A 13,459-nucleotide genomic window follows, 5' to 3' on the forward strand; every position below is an offset into this window, starting at 1 on the left:
AGTACCATAATGTATGGTGATATTTGACTTCGTAATTGCAAAGAAAAAGGGTAACTTAAAAGGTTACAATATCCTTTTGAGTTACCCTCAGCAATTTACGGAGTCATATTTAATTTTTTGAAAAATTATTGGTTAAGTTGAGCTTGTTGTTGCTTTTCTTCATGCTCTTTCGCAAGCTTATCTATTTCCTTCTTTAATTCCTCAACCATATCCGCTTCTGGAACTTTTCGAATTGTTTTCCCTTTACGGAACAGCAACCCTTCTCCCCGAGCACCAGCAATTCCAATATCTGCTTCCTTTGCTTCACCAGGTCCATTTACTGCACAGCCTAGTACTGAAATTTTAATTGGAGCATTGATTGTTTGAATATATTCTTCCACTTCATTCGCTATACTTATCAAATCAATTTCAATACGTCCGCAAGTAGGACAAGATATCAGGGTTGGAGCATTGGCAGCTAACCCAAAAGACTTTAACAATTCTTTGGCCACTTTGACCTCTTCCACTGGATCTGCACTTAAAGAGATCCGGACTGTACTGCCAATGCCTTTGTGTAAAAGAACACCTAAACCAGCTGCACTTTTAATCGTCCCTGAAAACAATGTACCAGACTCTGTTATTCCTAAATGGAGTGGGTAATCAAAAGCTTGCGCTGCTTTTTCATAAGCTTCTATTGCCAACCGAACATCTGATGCCTTCATAGAAACGATAATATCATGAAAGTCTAAATCTTCAAGAATCTTAATATGATGTAAGGCACTTTCTACCATTCCATCTGCTGTAGGGTAACCATATTTATCTAAGATACGTTTTTCTAATGAGCCTGCGTTAACACCAATTCGAATTGGAATGCCTTTTGCTTTTGCAGCATTAACTACAGCTTCCACCTTCTCACGCCGACCAATATTCCCAGGATTAATTCTAATTTTATCTGCTCCGCCTTCTATGGCTTTCAGAGCTAGTTTATAATCGAAGTGAATATCTACAACTAATGGAATATTGATTTGTTTTTTTATTTCAGAGATTGCTTCAGCAGCTCTCATATCAGGACATGCTACTCGTACAACTTGGCAGCCAGCTTCCTCTAAACGTTTAATTTCCGCAACGGTAGCTTCCACATCGTGTGTTTTTGACATAGTCATACTTTGAATGATTACTTCGTCACTGCCACCAATCGTTATTGGACCAACTTTAATCGGCCGTGTATTTTTTCGGTGAATTATTTGGGTCACACTATATCGCCCCTTTATGTGTAAAATCATTGTAAAAAAAAAGATAGTCCTCGTTTATTGTACCAACGAGTTTACAGTTGGGCAAGAAGAAAGATATTATTATTGGCTAGTTGAACGATAAATTGGAAATCTGTAAGAGTGGCCAATAATTATTTGATGTGCTGTAACATTAGGATTTAATGCTTCAAAATCTTCTACTACTTTATGAGGGGGATACGTCATTTCATTTTCTCCATGCAAGGACTTAACGATTCCATAAACCGTTTGTCCTGCTTCCACGATAACTTCTTCATAAGGGAGACTTATATTTCCAGGAGATTCTATTTGATCATCATCTTCCTCTATCTTATCAATTTCGTCAGGGATTGGAGGGTGCTCTTCCTCCTGGGCTACAAATGGTGAGGAATGGGGTATCGTTCCCACCCTTAGGTCATAATAAGCACTGGTAGAGAACAACATAATAATAGCTAGAACAATAATGGGACGCATACAATCGACTCCTTACCATCTTTTTTTAAACGATATGCTTGTCCAATTTAAAATATGAACCCTTTTTGTTGAAAGTGAGTTGAAATTTTTGTTAAATAAAGACAATATTTTAATGATTATTTTAGGCTTTTTACCTTTTGTTATGGTAATAGGTAATTCTATGTTCATCCCAATATTACCTACTATAGAAATGGAATTAGGAATAAATTCAGCTCAAACAGGGCTGCTTTTGACGGTGTTTTCTATTCCGGCAGCTTTAATAATACCTTTTACGGGCTTTTTTGCAAATAAGTTTGGACGTAAAAAGATTATTCTAATTTCCTTATTTCTTGTAGGTACAGGGAGTATTCTGTCTGCTGTTTCTCCTTTTATTGGTTCTACTGAAGCGTCCTATGCATTATTAATTATTGGAAGAGTCATTCAAGGATTAGGTGCGGGAGGTACAGCACCGTTAGCAATGACATTGGTTGGAGATCTATTTACCGCGGGCAAAAGAAGTAAAGCATTGGGTACAATAGAGGTATTCAACGGGTTAGGTAAAATGCTCAGTCCTTTTTTTGGAATTATAGCCGTTATGATTGTATGGCACAGTGCCTTTTGGTTTTATTTGCTGTTAGTTACTGTAACTTTTCTTGGTATTTTAACGTATGTAAACACTGACAAGCCAACCTATCCGATGAGTATAAAACAGTATAGAAACAATGTGAAAGCAGTTTTAACAAAAGAACATAAATGGCTTCTCCCCGTCTTTTTCACCGGGGGAGTAATTTTATTTATTTTGTTTGGCTTACTTGTTTACCTTTCTTATGAGGCAGAAATGGTTTATTTAGTAAATGGAATGACGAAGGGGATTTTATTTGCTGTACCATTAGGGGTTATGACTATTTGCTCCTATTTTTCTGGGCGCTATATTGGTGACGATGTGGGTAGGGTAAAGATAATGGTTAGTAGTGGTTTAGGCCTAATGTTGGTTGTTTTAATTGGTGGGATGCTCCAACATTCATTTGTGATGCTAGTTATAATGATGACGTTTTTTTCGGCAGGTGCTGGTTTTTTACTTCCATGCTGTAACCTTTTTGTTACTTCTAACGTCTCAAAGGAGGATAGGGGAAGCGTTGTTTCTCTTTATGGGATGGTCCGTTTTATGGGAGTTGCTCTTGGCCCACTAATATATAGCCAATGGATGTATAATGAATGGTGGATGTTTATGTATTCTTTTCTTCTCCTAATTGGAGCGGTTATATGGTTATATGTCGGTTGGCTGGCTTTAGGTGACGGTGATAGCCTTTCTACTTCTCCTACTTAAATAGAGAAAGTTAGAACTTTGGACCCTTCCATTTTTGTGAAAAATATTGTTTTCTACTATTAGGTTTGTTTAAAATACCCCAAATAAACCTGAGAATAAAAATAAGACAAGTTTTAAGTAGGTATAACGAAGAGAGGAGCTTGTACAATGAATAATAAAGTAATAAAAATTGCTATACTAAGTTTTACTGCTTGGTTCCTAATGGTGTCTATGAGCTTTGCCGATGCCATTGCAGGTGAAGTAATTGTTACATTAGGAGAAGACCTTTCTGAAGAACAGAGACAAACAGTGTTAAATGAAATGGGGGTCACAGAAGATACAGTAAGAATTGTTACCGTAACTAATCAGGAGGAACACCATTATTTAGGTGATTATATTTCAGCTAGTGTGATTGGTACACGAGCTATTTCTTCTTCAAAGATTACGATTTTGCCTGAAGGAGAAGGTCTAAATGTCGAAACGAATAGAATTGATTGGGTTTCCGAAGGGATGTATGCTAATGCCCTTATCACAGCGGGAGTTAGGGATGCTGATGTCTATATTACTGCCCCTTTTAATGTGTCGGGAACAGGTGCACTTACTGGTCTGATCAAAGCATATGAGATAACCACGGATGAAGTTATTCCGGAAGAGCAAAAACAGGTTGCAAACGAAGAGCTTGTAAAAACAGCGAACCTTGGTGAAAAATATGGAGTGGAGCAAGCAACGGAGCTTATGGCTCGAATAAAAGAAGCTATTGCAAATGAGAATGTGGAAACAGAAGAGGATCTTCGTGCACTAATTCAGAGACTTGCTGGTGAATTAGGGATTAACCTGACTGATACTGAGTTAGAAGGTTTAGTTTCCTTATTTAATCGTATGAAGAATTTGAATATTGATTGGGATCAAGTTCAAAATCAAATCAATAAAATTCGTGATAATTTAAGTGATTTTTTAAGCAGTGATGAAGGGCAAGGCTTTATTCGCGCAGTATTAGACTTCTTTAATACCTTATTAGATGCATTAAAGGATTGGTTTAACGCATCCATGATTATTTGGAGAAATTAACCTTAAGGAGGGTGACTTAAAAGGTATGCTTTTAAGTCACCCTCGTAACATTTGTAACGGGGAAAGCAGGTGTTTTCATTAAAAACCTTGGGAGAGTCCTTCTTTATTTTGATTGGAAAAACTAATAATATAAAATGAAACTTTTATTAATTATACACGTACATATTTATAAGCAATAAAAATTTGTTAAAATGGTTTAAAAGGAAATTAGTTAATTTACCTTTGTGAAAGGGGGAAAACAAAATGGAAATATTAGATAATGCCACAATTGGCTTTATAGTTGTTTTCATAGCAACTTTATTTATTTTCGGAGAAGTGATGGTACGGGCTAAAGGATTATTTGGGATCATAGGAGTAGTTCTCATGGCGCTATACTTTTCGTATCATCTAGATGTATCTGCTAGTCTCTGGGTTGTGTTACTTTATATCATTGGATTAGCATTAATTATTTTTGACGGAAAAGTAACTACAGATGGTACCATTGCGTTAATGGGTTTGCTTTTAATGGTTTTAGGTTTAGCACTACCTGCACCTGGAATAGTGTACGGTATTCTGGTAGCGATGGCACTTATTCTTGCGGCACCTGCTTCTTACTTATTTACTAAGGTGTTTCCATCTCGTAACATGTGGTCGAAAATGACTTTAAAGGATAAATTATCCAGTGATTTAGGTTATAATTCCATGAATGAAAGTTATAAAGAGCTGTTAGGAAAAGAAGGGATAACGAAAACACCTTTTAGACCAACTGGTACTGTAGAAATAGATGGAAAGCTTTATAGTGCTACAACGGATAACTTATGGGTAGAGTCCGGAGAAAAGGTAAAAGTGATATCTGTTGACGGGACTCGAATCGTAGTGGTACCTGATTGAAAAAAGGTAATAAATGTAGTTCTAAAGAGGGGGGAACTCTTTAGAACTATTTTTTTATCTGTTATTGATATAAATAAAACTAAACATAAAAAATTCTACAAATCACAAAAATTAGGAAGAAAAATGTCAATTGAAGGGGAAGGTCGAAAACCAAAGTCACATTTTTTTAGTTTAAATATAGAATATAACTAGGAAAACACTTCTTTAATGTCAAAATAATGTCGATTTTGATGGAATGAATAGGTATTTATGCTTATTTTTGGGAGGCTGACAATATTCCCCAAACTCTTCGGAAAAATCAGTCTATAATCATTACAACAATAAAACATGGTCTTCTTCTAGCTAATGGCAAAACTATTGAAAAATAGAGACGCAAAACCACGGGTCTAAAGGTTAATACATATATGGTATGAAGTATCTAGGATAGCCGGGTTGCCTAGTAGGTTGAATGAGGGGGTTCCAAGGAAGCAATGGAGGAGAGTAAGCCTGTATTATTAGACGAAGAGTGGGTAGAGTTAATTAAAGAAGCTCTAAGCATAGGAGTGGAGCCGAGAGATATACGGAATTTTCTAAGAAAAGACACAACGGTATCTGAAATTGGGTAATAAAAAAACACTTTTAACATCGAACATTTGTTAAAAGTGTTTTCTTTTTAATTGTTTTAGGAAATTATATTTTTTCTGAATGTGGATAACAGTAGCTGAATAATCGTCTAGCTTCATGCGCCATCGGCTCGAGAAAATTTCAGCCCGAATAAAAAGCAAAAAGCGCTTTTACCGGTCAGAGCATTTTCCGTTCGAATAGGCAACGCGCGCGTTGCCGCTTCGATAGGCAGGCGCATTGCACTTTTGTTCCTCTAATTACGGAATGCATTTACAGAGGAGGTTGGTTCCTCAAGAGAGGAGATTGTAGTAATAGGTAAGTTAAGAGATTGAAAAATCCGTTTAATTACGTCGATAGAGGGATTCTTTTTCATCCCCCGTTCAATATAGCTGAGATAAGATTTTGAAACCCCGGTCATCCTAGATAATTCAGATAGTGAAATTCCCCGTTCCTTTCTTCGTTTTTTAATAATATCACCGATCATATCATACCTCCTTCCCCTCCTGTTAAAACACATAAGTTCATTATATCGCACAATTTAAATTTTAGGAAGATCGAAATATTAAGAAACAGGGTGTTAATAGAGGATATATGAGCGGTCACTTCGTTATAAAGAAAAAAACAAGGGAATGTGGTGTTTTTAATAACGAACAAAACGGAGTATACTATACTTTTAAGAGAACATGGAAGCCTCGTGGTGTCGGTCACTATATCGGGATTCCCTTCCCAAGGGGAAGGGATAATAGAAGAGTAATCTAGCTAAAAAATTTTCCAAAAAAAAAAAGCTTCCAACTAGGGAGCTTTATTTTTGGTTCATTTTCCATTTATTATACTCAAGAAAATCACGGAATTCTTCTTTTGATACTCCTGAATTCATTGCCTCTCGTACAAGCTTTACCCATTCATTATCGATATTTTTACCATCTTCTGCTGATACGCTTTCTACATTATCCTTTATTAAATGATCAATGGATATATTTAATACAGCAGCAACTTTTTCTAAGAATTGAACGGAAGGATTCGTTTGAATATTTCTTTCTAAAGCACTTAAATATGATTTTGCAACGCCAGCTCTTTCAGCAAGTTCAGTTAATGTCATACCAGCCTCTTTGCGATACCTTTTCACTCGCTCGCCAATCATGGATCATATCCCCTTTTGCTTCATACATTTAATATTTAATAAGAAATAGTAGAATGACTTTTATTTATAATAATTCGGTAAAAGGTTAATAAAAATGACCGTCAATTACTATTATCCTATGGCTATTTTCTAAAAGTTTAATGTTATTAGAAGAATAAAAGCCGCTTGAATACGCTATAGACGTCTCCTTTGGTCCTCCTAGCTTACTAAAAAACAAAGTTTACGAAAACATTTTAATTTATTTACATCTTATATTTATAAATATAGCATAATATTTCTATCTGAACAGTAAAAAGGTACTTTTGCAATAAAAGTCCTTATTTATCCTCCGATTGTTCCTCGCGCATTTTAGGTTGAGGAATTTTGTTAAAGACAAGATATAACATAATAAAGGCAATAATCCAATAGATAGTAAAGGAGTATGGTACGTTAAGAGCTAATGTATCAAATAACGCAAGTAGTATAGTCGGTAAAGTAGCAGTATACGCAGCTAATGTCCAGCATTGAGCGTAGGTTACTTTCACACCTCTTCTTCTTCTCATTAATAGGGCTACGAAGGACAATGTAAATATACCAATAAATTTCATACCTGTAGCAAATAAATACATAAAAACAATCAAAAGGCCAATTAAAAGTGGAAGTATACCACCAACACTTTCAACAAGGTCAATAGCACTGTCTCTCGTAATGTTTAGTGCTATATCTTGGTAATTAAAAGATTGATAAACACCATCTGCAACGATAAGTGCTTCCCTTTCTAATAAAGCAAAGGCAGGGTCATAATCCGCTACATCCGAAGGTGTCAATTCCCCTGTAGAGTCAAAAATAATAAACTCTCCATTTTCTTCTAAAATTAAGGGTTCCTCTAGATCAGAAAGTAAGACTCCATTTTCTATGGAAAAATCCGGGAATGTTTCTTGAAGGTGTGTTTCTGTTTGAGTAAAGAATGACTGTATACTTGAACCGAATAACCACGATGGTGGAATCGTTGCAATTAACATGAAGAAAAATATGTATAATATGGTCTTTCCAATCTTTTGAAATCTGAATTTTGCTATTGTCTCTGGGGAGTACAAGCTTTTATAAAATTGTTGAAATATATTCATATATATTTACTCTCCTTTTTTTCTATTTTCCATTTAAATTAACTGAACTAGTGCAAACTGAAAAAGGTAACTATCTTTTTTATTTTAACCAATGAAAAAGGTTGAGACAAGCATTGGCTTTTCTAAGAAAAAAGTGTAGGATTATGAATGGAAAATAAAAACTTAATAAAATCTTTACAATTCATTAATATTCAATTTACATTAACAGCTTAGTATGAGTTTCAGTGGTAAAAATGAAAGAGATATGTTGAATTAAGGGGATGAGATTTTTGGATATTGATTTAAGGGATCTTCTGTTTATGTTTTTTGGGGGATTGGCTATTTTCCTATTTGGTATTAAATACATGGGGGATGGATTACAAAAAACTGCTGGGGACAGACTGAGGGATGTTTTAGATAAATTTACAAGCAACCCGGTAATGGGGGTTCTCGCTGGGATTATTGTTACAGTTTTACTTCAAACAAGTACTGGAACAACAGTACTAGCTATTGGACTTGTAAATGCAGGTTTTATGACACTGCGTCAATCTATTGGTGTTATTATGGGTGCCAATATAGGTACCACAATAACTGCCTTTATCATTGGTCTAAAGATATCTGACTATGCTTTACCAATTATTGCTGTTGGAACGTTCTTGATTTTCTTTATTAAAAATAAGAAAGCAAATAATATTGGACAAGTATTCTTTGGTTTTGGTGCATTATTTTACGGATTAAATTTAATGGGGAATGGATTAAGACCTCTTCGCGATTTGGAAGTTTTTGCTGAGTTAACAGTATCTATGAGTGAGAATCCTTTACTTGGTGTACTAATTGGAACTATTTTTACTGTTGCAGTTCAAAGCTCATCTGCATCCATTGGTTTATTACAACAGCTTTTTGCTCAAGGGGCAATGACTTTAGACGCGGCATTACCAGTTTTATTTGGTGACAATATTGGTACAACCATAACAGCTGTTTTAGCTGCTTTAGGAGCATCTATTGCTGCAAAACGGGCTGCACTAACTCATGTATTATTTAACTTAATCGGTACCATATTAGTTTTAATTATAATAAAACCTTATATTGCATTTATCGCATTTATCCAAGATACATGGCATTTAAATCCTGAAATGACCATCGCTGTTGCCCACGGTATATTTAACGTCTCGAACGTAATGATTCAATTACCTTTCGTGGGTTTATTAGCGATTATTGTAACAAAAGTAATACCAGGGAAGGAAACGGTAATTGAATACAAAGCTCAACATTTAGACCCTGTACTAGTTCAACAGTCTTCTTCTATTGCATTAGGCCAAGCTAAGAAAGAAACCCTTCGTATGGCAGAACTTGCCGCACAGGGCTTAGTAGAAGCCTCACAATTTGTTGTAACGAAGCAAAAACGTCATGCTGAATTAACCTATCAGTTTGAAGATGCAGTTAACAACTTAGATAGAAAAATAACAGATTATCTTGTCAAAATATCTGCTAATTCCTTATCGGCACAAGATTCAGCAACCCACTCCATGCTAATGGACACCGTTAGGGATATTGAACGGGTAGGTGATCATATGGAAAACGTTATTGAATTAGCTGAGTATCAAGTAACAAATAAAGTGAAAGTCTCTGGCCTTGCTATGGAAGATTTAAATGAAATGTTCCGTTTAACAATAGAAACATTTAAACAAGCAATCTCTGCATTAGAGAAAAATGATATTGCTGAAGCAAGGGCTGTAATTTTAAAAGAAGAGAAAATTGATAAAATGGAAAGACAACTTCGAAAAAAACATATCATTCGTTTGAACGAAGGGAAATGTGAAGCATCTGCAGGGATTATATTTGTGGACATGATCAGCAACTTAGAACGTATTGGTGACCATGCATTAAATATTGCAGAAGCAGTAATCGGAGAAGAGTAAAATTACATCTTAGATTAAAAATAGAGTGAGCTTCTTTATAAGAGCTCGCTCTATTTTATTGAGGTCTACCCTGAAAATAGGTGGCACAAAAGATCGCACTTTATCTTTTGTGCCACCGAAGCAATGAGCGAAGCCGCCGCAATCTTTAAAAAGGTAGCTATGAGCGGTTTTCTCATAGCTATCTTTTTTGCGACGAGTAACCGCGTGGCGAGCGGAGCCATTGCCGGCACTTTTCATACTCCATGGTGCAAATTTTTACATGCATGGAGGTCTATTCTGTAAATTCGAATCTGCGTTGTCATTCGCTACGGTCCACTCCCTTTCCGCGGACGACCTGTCAAGCCCCCACGGGCTTTGCCCTGTGTGGTCTTGGCTTGCACGTTCTTCCGCAGGAGTGTTATGGGTGCACTTGGTCCGCCTGTAGCTTATCCAAGCCGCATTATATTTAACGAAAAACAACATTTTTTTAGAACTCAGCCTTTTTACAAAATTGTATTGACTTGTCTTAGAAGTACGTGCTAAGATATTCATTGTCTTTGGTAAATAATTTGGCGGTGTAGCTCAGCTGGCTAGAGCGTACGGTTCATACCCGTGAGGTCGGGGGTTCGATCCCCTCCGCCGCTACCAAATAATACTATGGACCCTTAGCTCAGTTGGTTAGAGCAATGAGCGACTCTTCACCGAGTATACTACGAATTGTCCCGACGGATATCGCATCGAAGCGAAGCTAGGAGAGGAAGGGACAACAGGTTGTAACATAATTAGAATACAGTAAAAGATGTATATAATAAATACTATGGACCCTTAGCTCAGTTGGTTAGAGCAACCGGCTCATAACCGGTTGGTCGTAGGTTCGAGTCCTACAGGGTCCACCAACATTCACGGAGGAATACCCAAGTCCGGCTGAAGGGATCGGTCTTGAAAACCGACAGGGGTGTCAAAGCCCGCGGGGGTTCGAATCCCTCTTCCTCCGCCATACATATGGAAATTAAAAGCTTACTTCTTTTGAAGTAAGCTTTTTTATATCGTTTTTCTTTTCTTATTTAGGATTTTTTTTTATAATATTTTTAGAACTTTAAATAATTCGACGGACTTAATTGGAGTGATTAAATGAATATAAGACTTACTGAAAGTGCTCAACATGTATTGAATACAAGAAGCTCAAAAATAGAAGATAATATCCTATTTATTAAATATGATACTGAAGGTTGCGGATGTGTTGTTAGTGGTGTCAGTAAACTACTAGAAATTGAAGCTATTGACGAAAAGTTAGAGTTGGTAGAGACAAGCCCATGTACATATAAGGTAGCTTATGAAAAACAATATGAATGGGCTTACGATGAAAATTTAATAATAGATTTTAATTCTGCCTCAAATACCTTTATGTTAAAAAGTCCTAATCAAATTCTAAATCCAAGAATGTCATTTACTCCACTAAAAAAATAATTAGCATGAAATAGAGGGATATAAGATAAAATAGATAGATGAGATGGGGCTATGTAATGGATTAAAAAACTATTTAATTTTTCTACTAATTATAAGCTTTATTATTTGAAAGCTGAGGTTATATCTGGTAATGTGATTTTTGAGGGGCTACTTGGCTTCCCCATAGTGGAAAAGTTGTTTTTTCCTGCTATTAAAGTTGATAATTGAGTTACCTAAACACTCAATGATCATAAATCTAATTTCTACATATTAAATTCAAGGAGGAGATTTATATGGCATTTACACTACCAGAATTACCGTATGCCCATAACGCATTAGAACCACACATTGATGAAAAGACAATGCAAATTCACCACGGAAAACACCACAACACTTACGTTACAAAGCTTAACGACGCTGTGGCAGGAACTGAATTTGAAGGAAAGAGCCTAGAAGAATTAATTAGCAATCTTGACGCTCTTCCAGAGAACATTCGTGGAGCTGTTAGGAATAATGGTGGTGGGCACTATAACCACACATTATTCTGGGAAATTATGTCTCCAAATGGTGGGGGTGCTCCAACTGGAGAGTTAGCGGATGCTATAAATGAAGCTTTTGGAACCTTCGATAAATTCAAAGAAGAATTCAAAAATGCTGCACTTACTCGTTTTGGATCAGGTTGGTCTTGGCTTGTAGTTGATGGAGGAAAGTTAGCAGTTACAAGCACTCCTAACCAAGACACTCCAATTATGGAAGGAAAAACAGCTATCCTTGGTGTAGATGTTTGGGAGCATGCTTACTACTTAAAATACCAAAACTTACGTCCCGACTATGTTGATGCTTTCTTCAACGTCATTAACTGGGATGAAGTTGCTAAACGTTTCGCAGCGGCAAAATAATGTAAGCCAAAAAACCGGTTGTCTTAAGGCAATCGGTTTTTTCTTTTTGGTTAACTTGGATTTGTCGAATATCCTTTTTGTTTCGAGACACAATATAAACTGTCACGGCAAAAGGAGCGTCGGCTATGAGGAAATGGGTTCAAAGTATGGTCGGTGATGTTGAGGCAAATAAAGATTTAAATCTTCTTTTAGTTATAGGTGGATTATTTGCACTCAGTATTGCCTTGTCTAACACATTTGTTAATGTTTATTTATGGAAGCAGTCAGGAGAGTTCATGCACTTAGCCCTCTATAATTTATCAGTGGTTGTCATGCAGCCCCTTACTTTTATACTTGCAGGGAGATGGGCAAAAAAGATTGATCGGGTTGTCGTCCTTCGTTTAGGCGTCACATTCTTATCAATCTTTTTCTTTACGGTACTCTTTTTAGGTGAAAATGCAGGTAAATATCTTATATTATTGGGAGGTCTGCTTGGGATTGGCTACGGTTTCTATTGGCTTTCCTTTAATGTGTTGACCTTTGAAATTACAGAACCAGAAACCCGTGATTTTTTCAATGGATTTCTTGGGATATTGACCTCATTTGCTGGGATGATTGGACCAATAAGTGCTGGTTTTCTTATTACCCATATGGAAAAGCTTACAGGATATCGGTTGATTTTTGCCATTTCATTGGGGTTATTCATTACAGCGGTTATCCTAAGCTTTTTCTTAAAGAGACGTTCGGCGAAGGGGCAGTATCATCTAAAGGATGTTTTTAAAATAAGAAAGGATAATCCGCAGTGGAAAAGGATTACGAGGGCTCATTTTTTTCAAGGCCTTCGTGAAGGGAGCTTTGTTTTTGTAATTGTTGTTTGGGTTTATCTTTCAACAGAAAGTGAATTAGCGTTAGGAACATATGGTTTGGTTGCTTCTGCAGTATCTTTTGTTAGCTATTACATTGTCGGAAGATTTATCAAGCCTCAATACCGAAAAAAATCGATCCTGACAGGTGGATTAATTCTATATGGAGCGATTTTTATTATTATCTTTGATTTAAACTTTACAAGGCTAATTATTTATGGCATTACAATTTCTATTGCTTATCCATTACTTCTTGTACCATATATTTCTCTCACCTATGATGTGATCGGCAGTGCCTGGAAAGCAGCAGAAATGCGTGTAGAATATATCGTTATCCGTGAGTTGTTTACAAACAGCGGAAGGATAACTTCTATTCTTACTTTAATGCTTTTTATAACAATATTTAACGAGGAAAAAGGGATCCCTTTGGCTTTGATCATCCTAGGGTTAGGTCATACGCTTATCTATTGGTGTGTTCGAAAAATAGATCTTCCTTTTTTGAAGGATAATAAAACATAAGTGAATAGAAACAATAGGAACAGGTTGTCCTGTAATGTTGAAAAAATGTTTAATTATGATATAATGTAATCAAATAAAATAA

General features: G+C 36.1%; 14 protein-coding genes, 3 tRNA genes and 1 riboswitch. Of the genes, 11 read left to right on the forward strand and 6 right to left on the reverse strand.

The annotated features are described in order from the left end of the window. Positions 1 to 125: 125 nt before the first annotated feature. Both ispG and yqfZ read right to left on the reverse strand, forming a co-directional pair. On the reverse strand, positions 126 to 1,232 hold the full coding sequence (gene ispG, locus J2S74_RS08600) for a flavodoxin-dependent (E)-4-hydroxy-3-methylbut-2-enyl-diphosphate synthase (RefSeq protein WP_370875989.1): 1,107 nt from the start codon (positions 1,230 to 1,232) through the stop codon (positions 126 to 128). Between the two features lie 99 nt (positions 1,233 to 1,331). Further along, positions 1,332 to 1,721 (reverse strand): protein YqfZ, encoded by a 390-nt coding sequence (gene yqfZ / locus J2S74_RS08605; RefSeq protein WP_307324278.1) that lies wholly within the window; start codon positions 1,719 to 1,721, stop codon positions 1,332 to 1,334. Between the two features lie 88 nt (positions 1,722 to 1,809). On the opposite strand from yqfZ, the gene J2S74_RS08610 reads away from it, so the two are divergent. The 4 genes from J2S74_RS08610 (at position 1,810) to J2S74_RS08625 (ending at position 5,549) form a co-directional block, all read left to right on the forward strand. Continuing rightward, entirely contained in the window at positions 1,810 to 3,027 is a 1,218-nt protein-coding gene (locus J2S74_RS08610) for an MFS transporter (protein WP_307324282.1), read from the forward strand. Positions 3,028 to 3,174: 147 nt separating this feature from the next. Then, positions 3,175 to 4,074, forward strand: coding sequence for a DUF1002 domain-containing protein (locus J2S74_RS08615; protein WP_307324284.1), 900 nt, complete (start codon positions 3,175 to 3,177; stop codon positions 4,072 to 4,074). A 243-nt stretch (positions 4,075 to 4,317) separates the two neighbouring features. Next, positions 4,318 to 4,944 (forward strand): NfeD family protein, encoded by a 627-nt coding sequence (locus tag J2S74_RS08620; RefSeq protein ID WP_307324285.1) that lies wholly within the window; start codon positions 4,318 to 4,320, stop codon positions 4,942 to 4,944. A 337-nt stretch (positions 4,945 to 5,281) separates the two neighbouring features. Beyond that, positions 5,282 to 5,384, forward strand: a riboswitch (cyclic di-GMP riboswitch). 30 nt (positions 5,385 to 5,414) lie between these two features. After that, on the forward strand, positions 5,415 to 5,549 hold the full coding sequence (locus tag J2S74_RS08625; protein ID WP_307324288.1) for an anti-repressor SinI family protein: 135 nt from the start codon (positions 5,415 to 5,417) through the stop codon (positions 5,547 to 5,549). A 251-nt stretch (positions 5,550 to 5,800) separates the two neighbouring features. Here the strand turns inward: J2S74_RS08625 and J2S74_RS08630 are convergent, their stop codons facing one another. From J2S74_RS08630 to J2S74_RS08640, 3 genes are all read right to left on the reverse strand, one after another. Then, the gene (locus tag J2S74_RS08630) at positions 5,801 to 6,031 is read right to left on the reverse strand and encodes a helix-turn-helix domain-containing protein (RefSeq protein ID WP_307324290.1); all 231 of its coding nucleotides are present in this window, start codon (positions 6,029 to 6,031) and stop codon (positions 5,801 to 5,803) included. 318 nt (positions 6,032 to 6,349) lie between these two features. After that, positions 6,350 to 6,688: a helix-turn-helix domain-containing protein gene (locus J2S74_RS08635; protein WP_307324292.1), complete on the reverse strand. Its 339-nt coding sequence runs from the start codon at positions 6,686 to 6,688 to the stop codon at positions 6,350 to 6,352. A gap of 317 nt (positions 6,689 to 7,005) precedes the next feature. Further along, complete coding sequence (locus tag J2S74_RS08640; protein WP_307324296.1) at positions 7,006 to 7,794, reverse strand: DUF1189 domain-containing protein; 789 nt, start codon at positions 7,792 to 7,794, stop codon at positions 7,006 to 7,008. Positions 7,795 to 8,054: 260 nt separating this feature from the next. Between J2S74_RS08640 and J2S74_RS08645 the strand changes: the two genes are divergently transcribed. Then, positions 8,055 to 9,692 carry a Na/Pi cotransporter family protein gene (locus J2S74_RS08645; protein ID WP_307324299.1) on the forward strand — a complete coding sequence of 546 codons (1,638 nt, stop codon included), beginning with the start codon at positions 8,055 to 8,057 and terminating at the stop codon, positions 9,690 to 9,692. Positions 9,693 to 9,701: 9 nt separating this feature from the next. On the opposite strand, the gene J2S74_RS08650 is transcribed toward J2S74_RS08645, so the two are convergent. Next, entirely contained in the window at positions 9,702 to 9,929 is a 228-nt protein-coding gene (locus J2S74_RS08650; RefSeq protein ID WP_307324301.1) for a hypothetical protein, read from the reverse strand. A gap of 313 nt (positions 9,930 to 10,242) precedes the next feature. Here J2S74_RS08650 and J2S74_RS08655 point away from each other — a divergent pair. The 6 genes from J2S74_RS08655 to J2S74_RS08680 all read left to right on the forward strand — a co-directional run bounded on the left by J2S74_RS08655 (position 10,243) and on the right by J2S74_RS08680 (position 13,377). Then, positions 10,243 to 10,319: transfer RNA gene (locus J2S74_RS08655), tRNA-Met, on the forward strand. 171 nt (positions 10,320 to 10,490) lie between these two features. Then, positions 10,491 to 10,567 (forward strand) — tRNA-Ile (locus J2S74_RS08660). Positions 10,568 to 10,575: 8 nt separating this feature from the next. Beyond that, positions 10,576 to 10,668: transfer RNA gene (locus J2S74_RS08665), tRNA-Ser, on the forward strand. 134 nt (positions 10,669 to 10,802) lie between these two features. Then, entirely contained in the window at positions 10,803 to 11,138 is a 336-nt protein-coding gene (locus J2S74_RS08670; protein WP_307324304.1) for an iron-sulfur cluster biosynthesis family protein, read from the forward strand. 272 nt (positions 11,139 to 11,410) lie between these two features. Beyond that, positions 11,411 to 12,016, forward strand: a complete 606-nt coding sequence (locus J2S74_RS08675; protein ID WP_307324306.1) for a superoxide dismutase — start codon at positions 11,411 to 11,413, stop codon at positions 12,014 to 12,016. Positions 12,017 to 12,141: 125 nt separating this feature from the next. Continuing rightward, on the forward strand, positions 12,142 to 13,377 hold the full coding sequence (locus J2S74_RS08680; protein WP_307324309.1) for an MFS transporter: 1,236 nt from the start codon (positions 12,142 to 12,144) through the stop codon (positions 13,375 to 13,377). The last annotated feature ends 82 nt before the right edge of the window (positions 13,378 to 13,459 follow it).

The sequence above is a fragment of the Evansella vedderi genome (genome assembly GCF_030813435.1).
GTDB classification, from domain to species: domain Bacteria; phylum Bacillota; class Bacilli; order Bacillales; family Salisediminibacteriaceae; genus Evansella; species Evansella vedderi.

What these genes read in the sequence shown, in the direction of transcription:
- yqfZ (WP_307324278.1), bottom strand. Translation starts at nt 1,721, where the DNA reads ATGCGTCCCATTATTGTTCTAGCTATTATTATGTTGTTCTCTACCAGT.
- J2S74_RS08615 (WP_307324284.1), top strand. Translation starts at nt 3,175, where the DNA reads ATGAATAATAAAGTAATAAAAATTGCTATACTAAGTTTTACTGCTTGG.
- J2S74_RS08620 (WP_307324285.1), top strand. Translation starts at nt 4,318, where the DNA reads ATGGAAATATTAGATAATGCCACAATTGGCTTTATAGTTGTTTTCATA.
- J2S74_RS08625 (WP_307324288.1), top strand. Translation starts at nt 5,415, where the DNA reads ATGGAGGAGAGTAAGCCTGTATTATTAGACGAAGAGTGGGTAGAGTTA.
- J2S74_RS08630 (WP_307324290.1), bottom strand. Translation starts at nt 6,031, where the DNA reads ATGATCGGTGATATTATTAAAAAACGAAGAAAGGAACGGGGAATTTCA.
- J2S74_RS08635 (WP_307324292.1), bottom strand. Translation starts at nt 6,688, where the DNA reads ATGATTGGCGAGCGAGTGAAAAGGTATCGCAAAGAGGCTGGTATGACA.
- J2S74_RS08640 (WP_307324296.1), bottom strand. Translation starts at nt 7,794, where the DNA reads ATGAATATATTTCAACAATTTTATAAAAGCTTGTACTCCCCAGAGACA.
- J2S74_RS08645 (WP_307324299.1), top strand. Translation starts at nt 8,055, where the DNA reads ATGAGATTTTTGGATATTGATTTAAGGGATCTTCTGTTTATGTTTTTT.
- J2S74_RS08650 (WP_307324301.1), bottom strand. Translation starts at nt 9,929, where the DNA reads ATGAAAAGTGCCGGCAATGGCTCCGCTCGCCACGCGGTTACTCGTCGC.
- J2S74_RS08670 (WP_307324304.1), top strand. Translation starts at nt 10,803, where the DNA reads ATGAATATAAGACTTACTGAAAGTGCTCAACATGTATTGAATACAAGA.
- J2S74_RS08675 (WP_307324306.1), top strand. Translation starts at nt 11,411, where the DNA reads ATGGCATTTACACTACCAGAATTACCGTATGCCCATAACGCATTAGAA.
- J2S74_RS08680 (WP_307324309.1), top strand. Translation starts at nt 12,142, where the DNA reads ATGAGGAAATGGGTTCAAAGTATGGTCGGTGATGTTGAGGCAAATAAA.